A 14830-nucleotide genomic window follows, 5' to 3' on the forward strand; every position below is an offset into this window, starting at 1 on the left:
TTGCGCCGGAAGAGAGCACACCGTGACCCGCGGCATCCGCATCGCCAGCATCGCGACCCTCGCGACGCAGATCATCATCGTCGGCACCGGTGGTGCCGTGCGCCTCACCGGCTCCGGCCTGGGCTGCACCACGTGGCCCTACTGCACGCCCGAGTCGTTCGTGCCCGTGCCCGAGCAGGGCATCCACGGCATCATCGAGTTCGCCAACCGCGTCATGGGCGGCGTCGTGCTGCTCGTCGCGGCGATCATGCTCGTGCTCGCGATCGTGCACCGCAGGCGTCACCCGGGCGTCCTGCGCCTCGCGATCCTCATCGTCGTCGGCACGATCGCGCAGGCGCTCATCGGCGCCGTCGTCGTGTTCCTGCACCTGCGACCGGACACCGTCGGCATCCACTTCTCGATCTCGGCGGTGCTCGTGGGCGTCGCCGCCTGGATGGCCTGGCGCGTCTTCCGCGGCCGACGCGCGCGCTGGGGCGGCTCGCTCGCCCAGCGCTCCCTCATGCTCGCCACGACCGTGATGGTGCCCGTCGTCGTCTACGTCGGCATCCTCACGACCGGCTCCGGCCCGCACGCCGGCGACGGCGGCGCCGCGCGCAACGGCCTCGACCCCGCCGTGATGCAGCACGTCCACGCCCTCCCGGCGTACGCGCTGCTCGCGCTCGCCGTCGGCCTCGTGCTCGCGGGCTGGCGCATGCGTCCCTTCGGCATCTGGGCGGCCACGCTGCTCGGGCTCATCGTGCTGCAGGCGACCATCGGCATCGTGCAGTCGAACCTCGGCCTGCCGATCGCGCTCGTCGGCGCCCACATGGTCATCTCGGTCATGATCGTCGCCGCCACCGTGGTCGCCGCGCTGTCGCTGCGCGTGCCGGCCGCGGAGTCGGTCGAGGCCGACGACGTGCGCGAGCGCGTCGCCGCCTGACGCCCGCGTCCGGCAGGATCGGCCCATGAGCATGCGACTGGGCGTCCTCGACGTCGGCTCCAACACCGTCCACCTCCTCGTCGTCGACGCGGGACCCGGCGGACGACCCATCCCCCATCAGTCGCACAAGGTCGTCATGCGGCTCATGCGGCACATCGTCGACGGCGCGATCACCGAGGAGGGCCAGCAGGCGCTCGTCGCGGCGATCCGCGAGTGCACCGAGGTCGCCGAGTCCGTCGGCCTCGAGCGACTGCTCGTCGTCGCGACCTCGGCCGTGCGAGAGGCCGAGAACGGCGAGGCCGTCATCGCGCGCATCGAGGCCGAGACAGGGGTCGAGCTCGACATCCTCTCGGGCGAGGACGAGGCGCGCCTGACGTTCCTCGCCGTCCGACGCTGGTTCGGCTGGGCCGCCGGCCGCATCCTCCTGCTCGACATCGGCGGCGGCTCGCTCGAGATCGCCGTCGGCGCCGACGAGGAGCCCGACGTCGCGCTCTCCGTCCCGCTCGGCGCCGGGCGCTCGACGGTCTCCTTCCTCACCGACGATCCGCCGACGGCCGCGCAGCAGCGAGCGCTGCGCTCCTACGCGAAGGCCGTGCTCGACGACGTCGTCGGCGCCGTGCGCGGTGCGGGCAGGCCCGACCACGTCGTCGGCTCGTCGAAGACCATCCGGTCGCTCGCGCGGCTCGCCGGCAGCGTCGTCCCCGGCCTCGGCGGCGACGATCGCGTCGTGCTGCGGCGCAAGGAGCTCGACGACTGGGTGCCGCGCATCGCGCGCATGGACGCCGACTCGAGGCACGCGCTGCCGGGCATCACGCCCGATCGCACGTTCCAGATCGTCGCGGGCGGCATCGTGCTGTCGGAGGCGATGCGCGCCTTCGGCGTGCGCGAGCTCGACGTCTCGCCGTGGGCGCTGCGCGAGGGCAGGCTGCTGCGCTACGTCGACCGTCTCTGACGGGCGTCCGGCGCCGGGCGCGGCGGCGTCAGAAGGGCAGCAGCGGGTCGATGCCCACGGCGAGGAACACGAGCGTGAGGTACGTGTTCGAGGCGTGGAACACGCGCATCGCACGCGCCTCGGCACCTCGGACCGCGCGCGAGTGCAGCCCGTGCGCCTCGGCGACGAACCAGATGCCGCCGGCGAGCGCGACGATCGAGTAGACGACGCCCATGCCGCCGACGGGGATGAGCAGCAGCGTGCACGCGAGCGACGCCCAGGCGTAGAGCACGACCTGCACGCCCACGGTCGCACGGCCGCGCACGACGGCCAGCATGGGCACGTCGGCGGCGGCGTAGTCGTCGCGGTACTTCATCGACAGCGGCCAGTAGTGCGCCGGCGTCCACAGGAAGATGAGCGTGAAGAGGATCCACGCGGGCCAGTCGAGCGTGCCCGTGACGCCCGCCCAGCCGATGAGCACCGGGAAGCAGCCGGCGATGCCGCCCCACACGATGTTCTGCTCGGTGCGGCGCTTGAGCAGCATCGTGTAGATCAGCACGTAGAAGGCGATCGCCGACAGCGACAGCACGGCGGCGAGCCAGTGCGCGAACACGGCGAGCACGACGGTCGAGACGACCGTGAGCGTCCAGGCGAAGACGATCGCCTGCCGCAGCGAGAGCGCGCCCGTGACGAGGGGGCGGTGCTGCGTGCGCTGCATGACCGCGTCGATGTCGCGGTCGAGGATCATGTTGAACGCGTTCGCGGCACCGGCCGACAGGAACCCGCCGACGAGCGTCGCGACGAGCGCGACGGGATCGGGCAGGCCGTTCGCGGCCAGGAACATCGTCGGCAGCGCCGTGACGAGCAGCAGCTCGATCACGCGCGGCTTCGTGAGTGCCAGGTACGCCTTCGCACGGTCGGCGAGACGCGCTCGATCGGAGCGGTGGGCGGTGGCGGTCATGTCCCTCTGATGCGTCGCAGGTGGCGATGTGACGCTTCGAGTCTACCCGTCCGCAAGGGGCCGGGCCGAGCATGGCCCCGTCACTATGCTTGGCACCGTCGCACCACCTCTGCATCGGTCCCGCCACGCCGTGGGGCCGATCCCGCATGGAAGGGCCCGCTTTGACGCTCGAATGGACTGAGACCGACGCGAAGGCCGTGGACACGGCCAGGCTGCTCGCCGCAGACGCCGTGGAGAAGGCCGGTCACGGCCACCCAGGCACCGCGATGAGCCTCGCACCTGCCGCGTACCTCCTGTTCCAGAAGGTCCTGGACCGCGATCCCGCGGATCACCACTGGATCGGTCGCGACCGCTTCATCCTCTCGGCGGGCCACTCGTCGATCACGCAGTACGTGCAGCTCTTCCTCGCCGGCGACGGCCTCGAGCTCCACGACCTGCAGCGCCTGCGCACCTGGGGCTCCAAGACCCCGGGCCACCCCGAGTACGGCCACACCGACGGCGTCGAGATCACGACCGGACCGCTCGGCCAGGGCCTCGCCTCCGCCGTCGGCTTCGCCTACGCGCAGCGCTTCGAGCGCGCGCTCCTCGATCCCGACGCGGCCGACGGCGAGAGCCCGTTCGACCACTACACGTACGTCATCGCCGGCGACGGCGACCTCCAGGAGGGCGTGACGAGCGAGGCCGGCTCCCTCGCGGGCCGCCAGGAGCTCGGTCGCCTCATCGCGATCTACGACTCCAATCAGATCTCGATCGAGGACGACACCGACGTCGCCTTCACCGAGGACGTCAAGGCGCGCTACGAGGCCTACGGCTGGCAGGTGCTCGAGGTCGACTGGCGCTCCGGCGACCCGAAGGACGACGCCGACTACCACGAGGACCTCCCGGCCCTCCACGCCGCGATCGAGGCCGCGAAGGCCGAGAGCACGAAGCCGTCGATCATCGTGCTGCGGACCATCATCGGCTGGCCGGCCCCCACGAAGCGCAACACGGGCAAGATCCACGGATCGAAGCTCGGCGCCGAGGAGCTCGCGGCGACGAAGGAGCTGCTGGGCTTCGACCCCGAGGAGCACTTCGCGCTCCCCGAGGGCGTGCTCGAGCACACCCGCGAGAACGCACGCGACCGCGCCGCCGCGACCCGTCGCACCTGGCAGGAGCGCTTCGACGCATGGGCGTCGGCGAACCCCGAGCGCAAGGCGCTGCTCGACCGCCTCGAGACCGGCGAGCTGCCCGACGGCGTCGAGGAGGCGCTGCCCGTGTTCGAGGCGGGCACCGACGTCGCGACGCGCGCCGCGAGCGGCAAGGTGCTCAACGCGCTCGCGCCCGTCGTCCCGGAGCTGTGGGGCGGCTCGGCCGACCTCGCGGAGTCGAACAACACGACGCTCGAGGGCTTCGGCTCGTTCCTGCCCTCCGGCTCCGGCACCAAGGTCTTCCCCGACGCGTCGTTCGGCGGTCGCACGATGCACTTCGGCATCCGCGAGCACGCGATGGCCGCGATCCTCAACGGCATCGTGCTGCACGGCAACACGCGCGCCTACGGCGGCACGTTCCTGATCTTCAGCGACTACCAGCGCCCCGCGCTGCGCCTCGCGGCCCTCATGGCCGCGCACCCCATCCACGTCTGGACGCACGACTCCGTCGCGCTCGGCGAGGACGGCCCGACGCACCAGCCGATCGAGCAGCTCGCGACCCTGCGCGCCATCCCCGGCTTCGACGTCGTGCGCCCCTCGGACGCAAACGAGACGGCGTGGGCGTGGAAGACGATCCTCGAGCGTCGCGGCAAGCCCGTGGGCATCGCGCTCACGCGTCAGCCGATCCCGACGTTCGAGCGCGGCGAGGGCGAGGCGACGAGCGAGACGTTCGCCGCGGCGTCCAACGTCGCGCGCGGCGCGTACGTGCTCGTCGAGTCGTCGTCCGAGACCCCCGAGGTCATCCTGATCGCGACCGGCTCCGAGGTGCAGATCGCCGTCGCCGCGCGCGAGGTGCTCGAGGCCGAGGGCGTCGGCACCCGCGTCGTCGCCGCGCCGAGCCTCGAGTGGTTCGCCGAGCAGCCCGACGCGTACCGCGCGTCGGTGCTGCCGAAGGCCGTCAAGGCGCGCGTCTCGGTGGAGGCGGGCTCGACCCTCACGTGGGCGGGCATCGTCGGCGACGCCGGCCGCACCGTCGGCATCGACCACTTCGGCGCGAGCGCCGACTACAAGACCCTGTTCAGCGAGTTCGGCATGACGCACCAGGCCGTGGTGGCCGCGGCGCGCGAGTCGCTCGCAGAGACCAAGGAGGCATGAGCATGACGGATTCCACGAAGGCCCTCAGCGACGTCGGCGTCAGCATCTGGCTCGACGACCTGTCGCGCGAGCGCATCGAGACCGGCAACCTGCAGGAGCTCATCGAGACGCGCGACGTCGTCGGCGTCACGACGAACCCCTCGATCTTCGCGGCGGCGCTCGCGAACGGCGAGCGCTACGAGGCCCGCCTCTCCGAGCTCAAGGCCGGCGGCGCCGACGTGCACGAGGTCATCCGCACCCTGACGACGGAGGACGTCGCCGCCGCGTGCGACATCTTCCAGCCGATCTACGCCGCGACGAGCGGCATCGACGGTCGCGTGTCGATCGAGGTCTCCCCCGGCCTCGCGTTCGACACCCAGGGCACCGTCGACGAGGCCAAGGCGCTCCACGAGCGCGTCGGCCGCGAGAACGTGCTCATCAAGATTCCCGCGACGAAGGCGGGCCTCGAGGCGATCGCCGAGACGATCGGCGCCGGCATCAGCGTCAACGTCACGCTGATCTTCTCGCTCGACCGCTACCGCGACGTCGTCAACGCCTACCTCACGGGCCTCGAGCGCGCGCAGCAGGCGGGCCACGACCTCTCGACCATCCACTCGGTCGCGTCGTTCTTCGTCTCGCGCGTCGACAGCGAGATCGACAAGCGTCTGGAGGCCATCGGCACCGACGAGGCCACGGCCCTGAAGTCGAAGGCGGGCATCGCGAACGCGCGCCTCGCCTACGGCGTGTGGCAGGAGGCGTTCTCCTCGGAGCGCGCGCAGACCCTCCTCGCCGCCGGCGCGAACTCGCAGCGCCCGCTGTGGGCGTCGACGGGCGTCAAGGACCCCTCGCTGCCCGACACCCTCTACGTCACGGAGCTCGCAGCACCCGAGACGGTCAACACGATGCCCGAGAAGACGCTCGAGGCGCTCGCCGACCACGGCGTCGTCACCGGCGACGAGATCTCGGCGAACGTCGAGTCCGCGCAGGGCGTGCTCGACGCCGTCGAGGCGCAGGGCATCTCCTACGTCGAGGTGACCGACCAGCTCGAGCGCGAGGGCGTCGACAAGTTCGTCGCCTCGTGGGACGAGCTCGTCGAGACCGTCGACGGCCAGCTGGCCAAGGCGGGGGGCGACCGATGACCTTCGTGCTCCACGCCACCGGCGCCGCGCAGGACGCCATCGACCGCGTCGTGCCGCAGCTCGTCGCGGACGGCGTCGCCGGCCGCATCGCCGCGAAGGACTCGACCCTGTGGGGCGAGGCCGCCGAGGCCGAGGCCTCCAAGCGCCTCGGCTGGATCGACGCCGCGTCGACGACGCGAGGCATCGTCGACGACGTGCTCGCGCTCAAGGCCGACCTCGCCGCCAAGGGCGTCGACCGCTTCGCCCTCGCGGGCATGGGCGGATCGTCGCTCGCACCCGAGGTCATCACGCGCACGTTCGGCGTGCACCTCACGGTGCTCGACTCCACCGAGCCCGGCCAGGTCCTCACGGCGCTGCGCGACGAGCTCGAGCGCACGGCGATCGTCGTGTCGTCGAAGTCGGGCTCGACGCTCGAGACCGACAGCCAGCGCCGCGTCTTCGAGGCGTGGTTCCGCGACGCGGGCATCGACCCGACCGAGCGCATCATCGTCGTCACCGACCCCGGCAGCCCCCTCGACGCCTCCGCGCGCGAGGCGGGCTTCCGCGTGTTCAACGCCGACCCGAACGTCGGCGGCCGCTACTCGGCGCTCACGGCGTTCGGCATCGTCCCGTCCGCGCTCGCGGGCGTCGACGTCGCCGAGCTGCTCGACGAGGCCGAGGCCGCGCTGCCCGTGGTCAGCGAGGACTCCGAGGACAACCCCGGCCTGCGGCTCGCGGCCGTCCTCGCGGGCACGTCGCCGCGCAAGGACTACCTCGGGATCGTCGCCGACGGCACGCACATCGTCGGGTTCGCCGACTGGGCCGAGCAGCTCATCGCCGAGTCGACGGGCAAGCAGGGCACCGGCGTGCTGCCGGTCGTCCTCGACGTCGACGCGCCCGAGCTCGGCGAGGACCTCTCCGACCTCCAGGTCGTCCGCGTCGTGGGCTCGCGCGCCGAGGCGCGCGAGGTCGCCGCGGGCGAGGTCGAGGTGGCCGGCACGCTCGGCGCGCAGCTGCTCGTGTGGGAGTTCGCGACCGCCGTCGCCGGGCGCCTGCTCGGCATCGACCCGTTCGACCAGCCGGACGTCGAGTCGGCGAAGGACGCTGCGCGCGGGCTCCTCGACACGCTCGCGCCGCCCGCGGCCGCCGACGTCGTCGACGGGTCGATCGAGCTGCGCGGCTCGGTCTCGGGCGACACGCTCGAGTCGTCGATCGACGCGCTCCTCGCAGCCGTCCCCGCCGACGGCTACCTCGCGGTGCACACGTACCTCGATCGCCTCGGCGAGGAGCGCTTCGCGACGCTCCGCGACATCATCGCGGCGCGCGTCCAGCGCCCCGTGACCTTCGGATGGGGTCCGCGCTTCCTGCACTCGACCGGCCAGTACCACAAGGGCGGCAAGCCCGCGGGCGTCTTCCTGCAGATCCTCGGCGCCCCCGCCGAGGACCTCGAGATCCCGGACCGTCCGTTCACGTTCGGCCAGCTGCTGCAGGCGCAGGCCGGTGGCGATGCCACCGTGCTCGCCGGGCACGACCGTCCGGTGCTCACCCTGACGCTGACCGACCTCGACGACGGGTACCGCCGCCTGGCCGCCGCAGTCGCCGCATGAGCGCTCCGGCGGGCTGGACGAATCCGCTGCGCGACACGACGGACCTCCGTCTGACGCGCATCCCCGAGCCGAACGCCCTCGTGCTGTTCGGCGTCACGGGAGACCTCGCGCAGAAGAAGCTGCTGCCGGCGATCTACGACCTCGCCAACCGCGGCCTGCTGCCCCCGGGCTTCTCGCTCGTGGGCTACGGCAGGCGCGACTGGGATGCGGATGCGTTCCGCGAGGTCGTCGAGGGCGCCGTGCGCAAGCACGCGCGCACGCCGTTCCGCGAGGACGTCTTCGCCCAGCTCGCCGAGGGCTTCCGCTTCGTGCGCGGCGACTTCGACGACGACGACGCCTTCGATCGGCTCGCCGAGACGCTGCACGAGCTCGACGGCGCCCGCGGGACGATGGGGAACTACGCGTTCTACCTCTCGATCCCACCGGGGCAGTTCCCCGTCGTGACGCAGCAGCTCAAGCGGTCGGGCGTCGCGACGAGCGACTCCTCGTGGCGTCGCGTCGTCATCGAGAAGCCGTTCGGCCACGACCTGCAGTCGGCGCGCGAGCTCGCCACGGTCGTCGACTCGGTCTTCCCGCCCGACAGCGTGTTCCGCATCGACCACTACCTCGGCAAGGAGACGGTCCAGAACATCCTCGCCCTCAGGTTCGCGAACAACCTGTGGGAGCCGATCTGGAACGCCAACTACATCGACCACGTGCAGATCACGATGGCCGAGGACATCGGCGTCGGCGGCCGAGCCGGCTACTACGACGGCATCGGCGCGGCGCGCGACGTCATCCAGAACCACCTCCTGCAGCTCTTCGCGCTCACGGCGATGGAGGAGCCGGTGTCGTTCGACGCCGTCGACCTCCGCACCGAGAAGGAGAAGGTGCTCTCGGCAGCCCGCATCCCCGGCGACCTCGACGCATCGACGGCACGCGGCCAGTACGAGGGCGGCTGGCAGGGCGGCGAGCAGGTGACCGGCTTCCTCGACGAGGACGGCATGGCGCCCGACTCGGGCACCGAGACCTACGCCGCCATCACGCTCGAGGTCGACAACCGACGCTGGTCGGGCGTGCCGTTCTACCTGCGCGCCGGCAAGCGCCTCGGCCGTCGCGTCACCGAGATCGCGATCGTGTTCAAGCGCGCGTCGCAGTACCTCTTCCCCGACACCGCGACGCAGTCGATGGGCGAGAACGCCCTCGTCATCCGCGTGCAGCCCGACGAGGGCACCTCGATCCGCTTCGGCTCGAAGGTCCCCGGACCCGGCATGCACGTCCGCGACGTCACGATGGACTTCGGCTACGGCCACGCCTTCACGGAGGAGTCCCCCGAGGCGTACGAGCGCCTCATCCTCGACGTGCTGCTCGGCGATCCGCCGCTGTTCCCGCAGGCGCGCGAGGTCGAGCTGTCGTGGGCGATCCTCGACCCCGTCGAGGACCACTGGGCCGCCACGGGCGGTCCGCTCGAGCAGTACCCGCCCGGATCGTGGGGTCCGGCGAGCGCCGACGCCATGCTGCGGCGCACCGACCGGCATTGGAGGCGCCCGTGATCGTCACGCTCGAGGGCACGACGACGAGCGCGATCCAGCGCCGACTCATCGAGATCCGCGAGGAGGGCGGCGTGCTCGCCCTCGGGCGCGTGCTCACGCTCATCATCCACACCCACCTCGGCGAGGAGGAGGATGCGATCCAGGCGGCGAACGAGGCCAGCCGCGAGCACCCGATGCGCGTCCTCGTGGTGTCGCGCTCGATCGACGAGGTCGCCGCTGCCGAGGCGCCGAGCCTCGACGCCGAGATCCGCGTCGGCGGCGACGCCGGCGCGAGCGAGGTCGTGCTGCTGCGCTGCTTCGGCGCCGTCGGCGAGCATCTCATCGGCGTCGTGCAGGGCCTGCTGCTGCCCGACGCGCCCGTCGTGTGCTGGTGGCCGCACCGCATGCCGGAGCACCCCGCCTCGGCGCAGCTCGGCGCGCTCGCGCAGCGACGCATCACGGACGCCTCCCGCCAGGAGGATCCGCGATCCGTCATCCGTGCGCTCGCCGAGGGCTACGAGCCCGGCGACACCGACCTCGCGTGGACGCGCGTCACGAACTGGCGCGCGCAGCTCGCCGCCGTGCTCGACCAGCCGCCCTACGAGCCCGTGCTGCACGCACGCGTCACCGGCGCGCTCCGCAGCCCCTCGGTGCACCTCATGGCCGCATGGCTCCGACTGCGCCTCGGCGTCGACGTCGACGTGTCGTCGCGCGCCGACGGGCCGCTCGGCTCGAGCGGGCTGTCGTCCGTGACGCTCACGCGCGCCTCCGGCGACGCGACGCTCACGCGCATCCGGCCGTCGACGGGTCTGCTGCAGATCCCCGGGCAGCCCGACCACGAGGTCGCCCTCTCGCACCGGCAGCTGCGCGACCAGCTCGCCGAGGAGCTGCGCAGGCTCGACCCCGACGAGATGTACCACCAGGTGCTCGAGGCGATCCGCATCTCGGGCACCGCGGGCACGAGCGTGCCCGCACCCGAGGGAGGAAGCCGATGAGCCGCCAGCTCGTGGTCCACGCCGATCGCGCGTCGCTCGTCGGCGAGACCGCCGACCGCATCGCCGCGACGATCGGCGCCGTGCTCGCCGAGCAGGACGAGTGCCACGTCGCCCTCACGGGCGGCTCCGTCGGCATCGAGCTGCTCGCCGCGCTGCGCGGCCGCGCGCTCGACTGGTCGCGCATCCACTGCTGGTGGGGCGACGAGCGGTTCGTGGCCGCGGCCGACGGCGAGCGGAACGCGCTGCAGGCGCGCGAGGCGCTGCTCGACCACGTCGACGTGCCCGCCGCGAACGTGCACGAGATGCCCGCCTCGGACGCCGGCCATGACCTCGACGCGGCCGCCGCTGCCGCGTCGGGCGAGCTGGGCGATCGCGCCCTCGACCTCGTGCTGCTCGGCATGGGTCCGGACGCGCACGTCGCGTCGCTGTTCCCCGGCCACGACGGCACCGACGTCGACGAGCCGGGCGTCATCGCGGTCCGCGACTCCCCCAAGCCGCCGCCGGACCGGCTGAGCCTCACGTTCGGCTCGCTCAACCGCGCGCGGCGCGTGTGGATCGTCGTCGCCGGCGACGACAAGGCATCGGCGCTCGCGCTCGCCATGTCGGCCGCCGATCGTCACGAGGTGCCGGCCGCCGGCGTCCATGGCACGCAGGAGACGCGCTACCTCGTCGATCGCGCCGCGGCATCGCTCCTGCCCGACGGCATGCTCGACTGAGCACCGGCACGACGAGGGCCCCGCATCCGATGGATGCGGGGCCCGTGTCGTCAGCGCCGACGGAGCGTCAGGACGCCTGACCGCGGCGTGCGCGCAGCTTCTGCAGCGCCTCGTCGAGCAGCTGCTCCGCCTCCTCGGGCGTGCGGCGCTCCTTCACGTAGGCGAGGTGCGTCTTGTACGGCTCGGCCTTCGAGACCTGCGGCGGGGCATCCTTGTCGCGGCCGGCGGGCAGGCCCGTCTGCGGCGAGTCGATGACCTCGGGGATCTCGTCCTCGGGGAGGTCGGCGGCGAAGTAGCGCACCGTCTCGTTGCCCGACGCGTCCCAGTAGGAGATCGCGACGCGCTCGGCGTGGAAGCCGCGGTCCTGCTCGCCCATGGGGCCTGCGCCGACGCGCGAGCCCCGGATGGCGCTGCCGCCCGAGGCCATCAGGCACCCCCGCTGAATCGCGTGATGACGCCCAGCACCGTGATCGACGTGATCCAGGTGAGGACGAACGTCACGGTGAGGATGTTCAGGTTGCGCTCGGCGACGCCCGACGAGCCCATCGACGACGAGATGCCGCCGCCGAACATGTCGGACAGTCCGCCACCGCGGCCCTTGTGCAGCAGGATGAGCAGCGTCAGCAGCACCGACGTGATGCCGAGGATCACCTGCATGATGATCTGGAGGATCTCCACGTTCGCCTCTCGGAGAAGTTCTGGTCGATCGGTCAGTCTATCGCAGCCTGGGCCCCCGTGGGCCCAGGCGTGCGTCAGGTGCCGACGTGGTGGGTGAAGCGGCTGATCGCCGCGAACTCGACGGCGTCGAGGCTCGCACCGCCGACGAGCGCGCCGTCGACGTCGGGCTGCCGCATGAAGCCCGCGATGTTCGCGGACTTGACGCTGCCGCCGTAGAGGATGCGGGTCGACTCGGCCGCCTCGGCGCCGCGGGCGTCGGCGATCGCGGCGCGGATCGCGGCGCACACCTCCTGCGCCTGCTCGGCCGTGGCCGCCTGGCCGGAGCCGATGGCCCAGACCGGCTCGTACGCGACGACGACCTCGCCGGCCGGCAGGCCGTCGAGGATCGTCCGGATCTGCTGCACGGGCACCGCGGAGGCACCGTGCTGCTCGAGGTCCTCGGCCGTCTCGCCGATGCAGATGATCGGCGTCACGCCGTGACGCAGCGCCGCGGCGGCCTTGCGACCGATGAGCTCGTCGCTCTCGCCGTGGATCTGGCGACGCTCGGAGTGGCCCACGAGCACGTAGCGGCAGTCGAGGCGTGCGAGGAAGACGGGGCTGATCTCGCCGGTGTACGCGCCCGAGTCGTGCTCGGAGACGTCCTGGCCGCCGTAGGCGATGTCGAAGCGCTCCGCGGCGACGAGCGACTGCACGCTGCGCAGGTCGGTGAACGGCGGGAAGACCGCGACCTCGGCGTCGCGCACGTCGTGCTTGGCGTCCTGCAGCGTCCAGGCGAGCTTCTGCACCACCCGGATCGCGTCCAGGTGGTCGAGGTTCATCTTCCAGTTGCCTGCGATGAGCGGGGTACGGGTCACCATCCGAGTGCCTCCAGTCCTGGCAGTCGCTTGCCCTCGAGGAACTCGAGGCTCGCGCCACCTCCGGTCGAGATGTGGTCGAAGTCGTCGTCGGCGAAGCCCATCGAGCGGACCGCGGACGCCGAGTCGCCGCCGCCGACGACGCCGAGGCCGTCGACCTCGGTGAGCGCCTGCGCGATGGCCTTCGTGCCGTTCGCGAACGCCGGCATCTCGAACACGCCCATCGGGCCGTTCCAGAACACCGTGCGCGATGCCGCGATGCGTGCGGCGAAGTCCTTCGCGGTGTCGGGGCCGATGTCGAGGCCGATGCCGGCCTCGCCGAACGCGCTCGACTCGATCGCGTCGGCGGCGACGGTCTCGTGGGCGGCGTCGGCGTCGAACGCCTCCGCGACCACGACGTCCGTCGGCAGGACGATCTCGACGCCCGAGGCCTCCGCCTGGTGCAGGTAGCCGCGCACCGTCTCGAGCTGCTCGGCCTCCAGCAGGCTCTTTCCCACCGAGTGCCCCTGCGCGGCGAGGAAGGTGAAGAGCATGCCACCGCCGACGAGCACCTGGTCGACGCGCGGCAGCAGGTGCTCGATGACGCCGAGCTTGTCGGAGACCTTCGAGCCGCCGAGCACGACGGTGTACGGGTGCTCCGGCTCCTCCGTGAGGCGCGACAGGACGTCGAGCTCGCCGGCGACGAGGAGGCCGGCTGCGCTCGGCACGAGGCTCGCGACCTCGTAGACGCTCGCCTGCTTGCGGTGCACGACGCCGAAGCCGTCGGAGACGAACGCGTCGGCACCCTCAGCGAGCCGCTCGGCGAACGCGGCGCGCTCCGCGTCGTCCTTGCTGGTCTCCCGCGCGTCGAAGCGCAGGTTCTCGAGCAGCACGATGGCGCCGTCGGTCAGCGCGGCGCGCTTGGCTGCGGCATCCTCCCCCACGGTGTCGGTCGCGAAGGCGACCTCGGTGCCGAGGAGCGACGCGAGCCGCTCGGCGACGGGAGCGAGGGAGTACGCCGGGTCGGGCGAGCCGTCCGGACGCCCGAGGTGGGACATCGCGACGACCCGCGCGCCCGCGTCGAGGAGGTGGCGCAGCGTCGGCACGGAGGCCGCGATGCGTCCCTCGTCGCCGATGACGCCGTCCTTGAGCGGGACGTTGAGGTCGCAGCGCACCAGGACGGTGCGCCCCGCGAGGTCCCCGAGGGACTCGAGCGTCCGGACCGGCATCAGAGCTTCGCGCCGACGTAGCTCGTCAGGTCGACGAGACGGTTCGAGTAGCCCCACTCGTTGTCGTACCAGGCCGAGACCTTCACGAGGTTGCCGATGACCGAGGTCAGGCCCGAGTCGAAGATCGCCGAGTGCGGGTTGCCCTGGATGTCGCTCGACACGAGCGCGTCCTCCGAGAACTGCAGCACGTTCGCGAGCGGGCCGGACTCGGCCGCCGCGCGGTAGGCGTCGTTGATCTCGTCGACCGTGAGGCCGTCGCGCGTCACGAGCGTCAGGTCGACGATCGAGCCCGTGGGCACGGGCACGCGGTAGGACGAGCCGTCGAGCAGGCCGTTGAGCTCCGGCAGCACGAGGCCGATCGCCTTCGCCGCACCCGTGGAGGTGGGGACGATGTTGATCGCGGCGCCGCGCGCACGACGGAGGTCCTTGTGCGGGCCGTCCTGCAGGTTCTGGTCGGCCGTGTAGGCGTGCGCCGTCATCATGAAGCCGCGCTCGATGCCGAACGCCTGGTGGAAGACGCCCGCGAGGGGTGCCAGGCAGTTCGTCGTGCACGACGCGTTCGAGATGACGTGGTCCGTCGCCGGGTCGTAGTCGCCCTCGTTGACGCCCATGACGAACGTCGGCGCGGGGTCGGACGCGGGAGCGGAGATGATGACCTTCTTCGCACCGGCCTCGATGTGCTGGCTCGCTGCGCCGGTCTTCGTGAAGATGCCGGTCGACTCGATGACGACGTCCGCGCCGAGGTCGCCCCACGGGAGCGCCTTCGGGTCGCGCTCGGCGAGCGCCTGGAACGTCTGGTCGCCGACCGTGATCGACGAGCCGTCGCTGTGGACGGGCACGTCGAGCACGCCGCCCACCGAGTCGAACTTGAGGAGGTGCGCGAGCGTCGCGTTGTCCGTGAGGTCGTTCACGCCGACGATCTCGATGTCGGCGCCCTGCTCGAGCGCCGCGCGGAGGAAGTTGCGACCGATGCGGCCGAAGCCGTTGATGCCAACCTTCGTGGTCATTCCTGCTCCCTGGTGTGGGTGGGGTGGTGCAGGGGGCTCGGGCTCTCTCTTCTCGAGCCCCCTG

14 protein-coding genes are annotated in these 14830 nt (G+C 72.0%); 8 read left to right on the forward strand and 6 right to left on the reverse strand.

Features of this window, described 5'->3' with window-relative positions; translation table 11 throughout:
* Window positions 1–22 precede the first annotated feature (22 nt).
* Window positions 23–919 carry a COX15/CtaA family protein gene (locus ABD249_RS07390; RefSeq protein WP_344342224.1) on the forward strand — a complete coding sequence of 299 codons (897 nt, stop codon included), beginning with the start codon at window positions 23–25 and terminating at the stop codon, window positions 917–919.
* A gap of 31 nt (window positions 920–950) precedes the next feature.
* Entirely contained in the window at window positions 951–1871 is a 921-nt protein-coding gene (locus ABD249_RS07395; protein WP_344342543.1) for a Ppx/GppA phosphatase family protein, read from the forward strand.
* 28 nt (window positions 1872–1899) lie between these two features.
* On the opposite strand, the gene ABD249_RS07400 is transcribed toward ABD249_RS07395, so the two are convergent.
* Window positions 1900–2811, reverse strand: a complete 912-nt coding sequence (locus ABD249_RS07400; protein WP_344342226.1) for a heme o synthase — start codon at window positions 2809–2811, stop codon at window positions 1900–1902.
* Window positions 2812–2957: 146 nt separating this feature from the next.
* Here ABD249_RS07400 and tkt point away from each other — a divergent pair, with 146 nt between their 5' ends.
* From tkt to pgl, 6 genes are read left to right on the forward strand one after another with little or no spacing between them, the layout of a single operon-like run.
* Window positions 2958–5093, forward strand: a complete 2136-nt coding sequence (gene tkt, locus ABD249_RS07405) for a transketolase (RefSeq protein ID WP_344342229.1) — start codon at window positions 2958–2960, stop codon at window positions 5091–5093.
* On the forward strand, window positions 5090–6211 hold the full coding sequence (tal, locus tag ABD249_RS07410) for a transaldolase (RefSeq protein WP_425546294.1): 1122 nt from the start codon (window positions 5090–5092) through the stop codon (window positions 6209–6211). The genes tkt and tal overlap by 4 nt, the downstream gene beginning before the upstream one ends.
* A complete protein-coding gene (locus ABD249_RS07415) occupies window positions 6208–7797 on the forward strand; it encodes a glucose-6-phosphate isomerase (RefSeq protein ID WP_344342233.1) in 1590 nt (529 codons plus the stop codon). The genes tal and ABD249_RS07415 overlap by 4 nt, the downstream gene beginning before the upstream one ends.
* On the forward strand, window positions 7794–9329 hold the full coding sequence (gene zwf, locus ABD249_RS07420; RefSeq protein ID WP_344342236.1) for a glucose-6-phosphate dehydrogenase: 1536 nt from the start codon (window positions 7794–7796) through the stop codon (window positions 9327–9329). The genes ABD249_RS07415 and zwf overlap by 4 nt, the downstream gene beginning before the upstream one ends.
* A complete protein-coding gene (locus ABD249_RS07425; RefSeq protein ID WP_344342238.1) occupies window positions 9326–10303 on the forward strand; it encodes a glucose-6-phosphate dehydrogenase assembly protein OpcA in 978 nt (325 codons plus the stop codon). Before zwf ends, ABD249_RS07425 begins: the two co-directional genes overlap by 4 nt.
* On the forward strand, window positions 10300–11019 hold the full coding sequence (gene pgl, locus ABD249_RS07430; protein ID WP_344342241.1) for a 6-phosphogluconolactonase: 720 nt from the start codon (window positions 10300–10302) through the stop codon (window positions 11017–11019). Before ABD249_RS07425 ends, pgl begins: the two co-directional genes overlap by 4 nt.
* Window positions 11020–11086: 67 nt before the next feature.
* On the opposite strand, the gene ABD249_RS07435 is transcribed toward pgl, so the two are convergent.
* From ABD249_RS07435 to gap, 5 genes are all read right to left on the reverse strand, one after another.
* Complete coding sequence (locus ABD249_RS07435) at window positions 11087–11446, reverse strand: RNA polymerase-binding protein RbpA (protein ID WP_344342242.1); 360 nt, start codon at window positions 11444–11446, stop codon at window positions 11087–11089.
* Window positions 11446–11697 carry a preprotein translocase subunit SecG gene (secG, locus tag ABD249_RS07440; RefSeq protein WP_344342244.1) on the reverse strand — a complete coding sequence of 84 codons (252 nt, stop codon included), beginning with the start codon at window positions 11695–11697 and terminating at the stop codon, window positions 11446–11448. Before secG ends, ABD249_RS07435 begins: the two co-directional genes overlap by 1 nt.
* 74 nt (window positions 11698–11771) lie before the next feature.
* A complete protein-coding gene (gene tpiA, locus ABD249_RS07445; protein WP_344342245.1) occupies window positions 11772–12554 on the reverse strand; it encodes a triose-phosphate isomerase in 783 nt (260 codons plus the stop codon).
* Window positions 12548–13759 carry a phosphoglycerate kinase gene (locus tag ABD249_RS07450; protein ID WP_344342247.1) on the reverse strand — a complete coding sequence of 404 codons (1212 nt, stop codon included), beginning with the start codon at window positions 13757–13759 and terminating at the stop codon, window positions 12548–12550. Before ABD249_RS07450 ends, tpiA begins: the two co-directional genes overlap by 7 nt.
* The gene (gap, locus tag ABD249_RS07455; RefSeq protein WP_344342249.1) at window positions 13759–14766 is read right to left on the reverse strand and encodes a type I glyceraldehyde-3-phosphate dehydrogenase; all 1008 of its coding nucleotides are present in this window, start codon (window positions 14764–14766) and stop codon (window positions 13759–13761) included. The genes ABD249_RS07450 and gap overlap by 1 nt, the downstream gene beginning before the upstream one ends.
* Between the last annotated feature and the right edge of the window lie 64 nt (window positions 14767–14830).

Source organism: Agrococcus versicolor, from assembly GCF_039531815.1.
Taxonomy (GTDB): domain Bacteria; phylum Actinomycetota; class Actinomycetes; order Actinomycetales; family Microbacteriaceae; genus Agrococcus; species Agrococcus versicolor.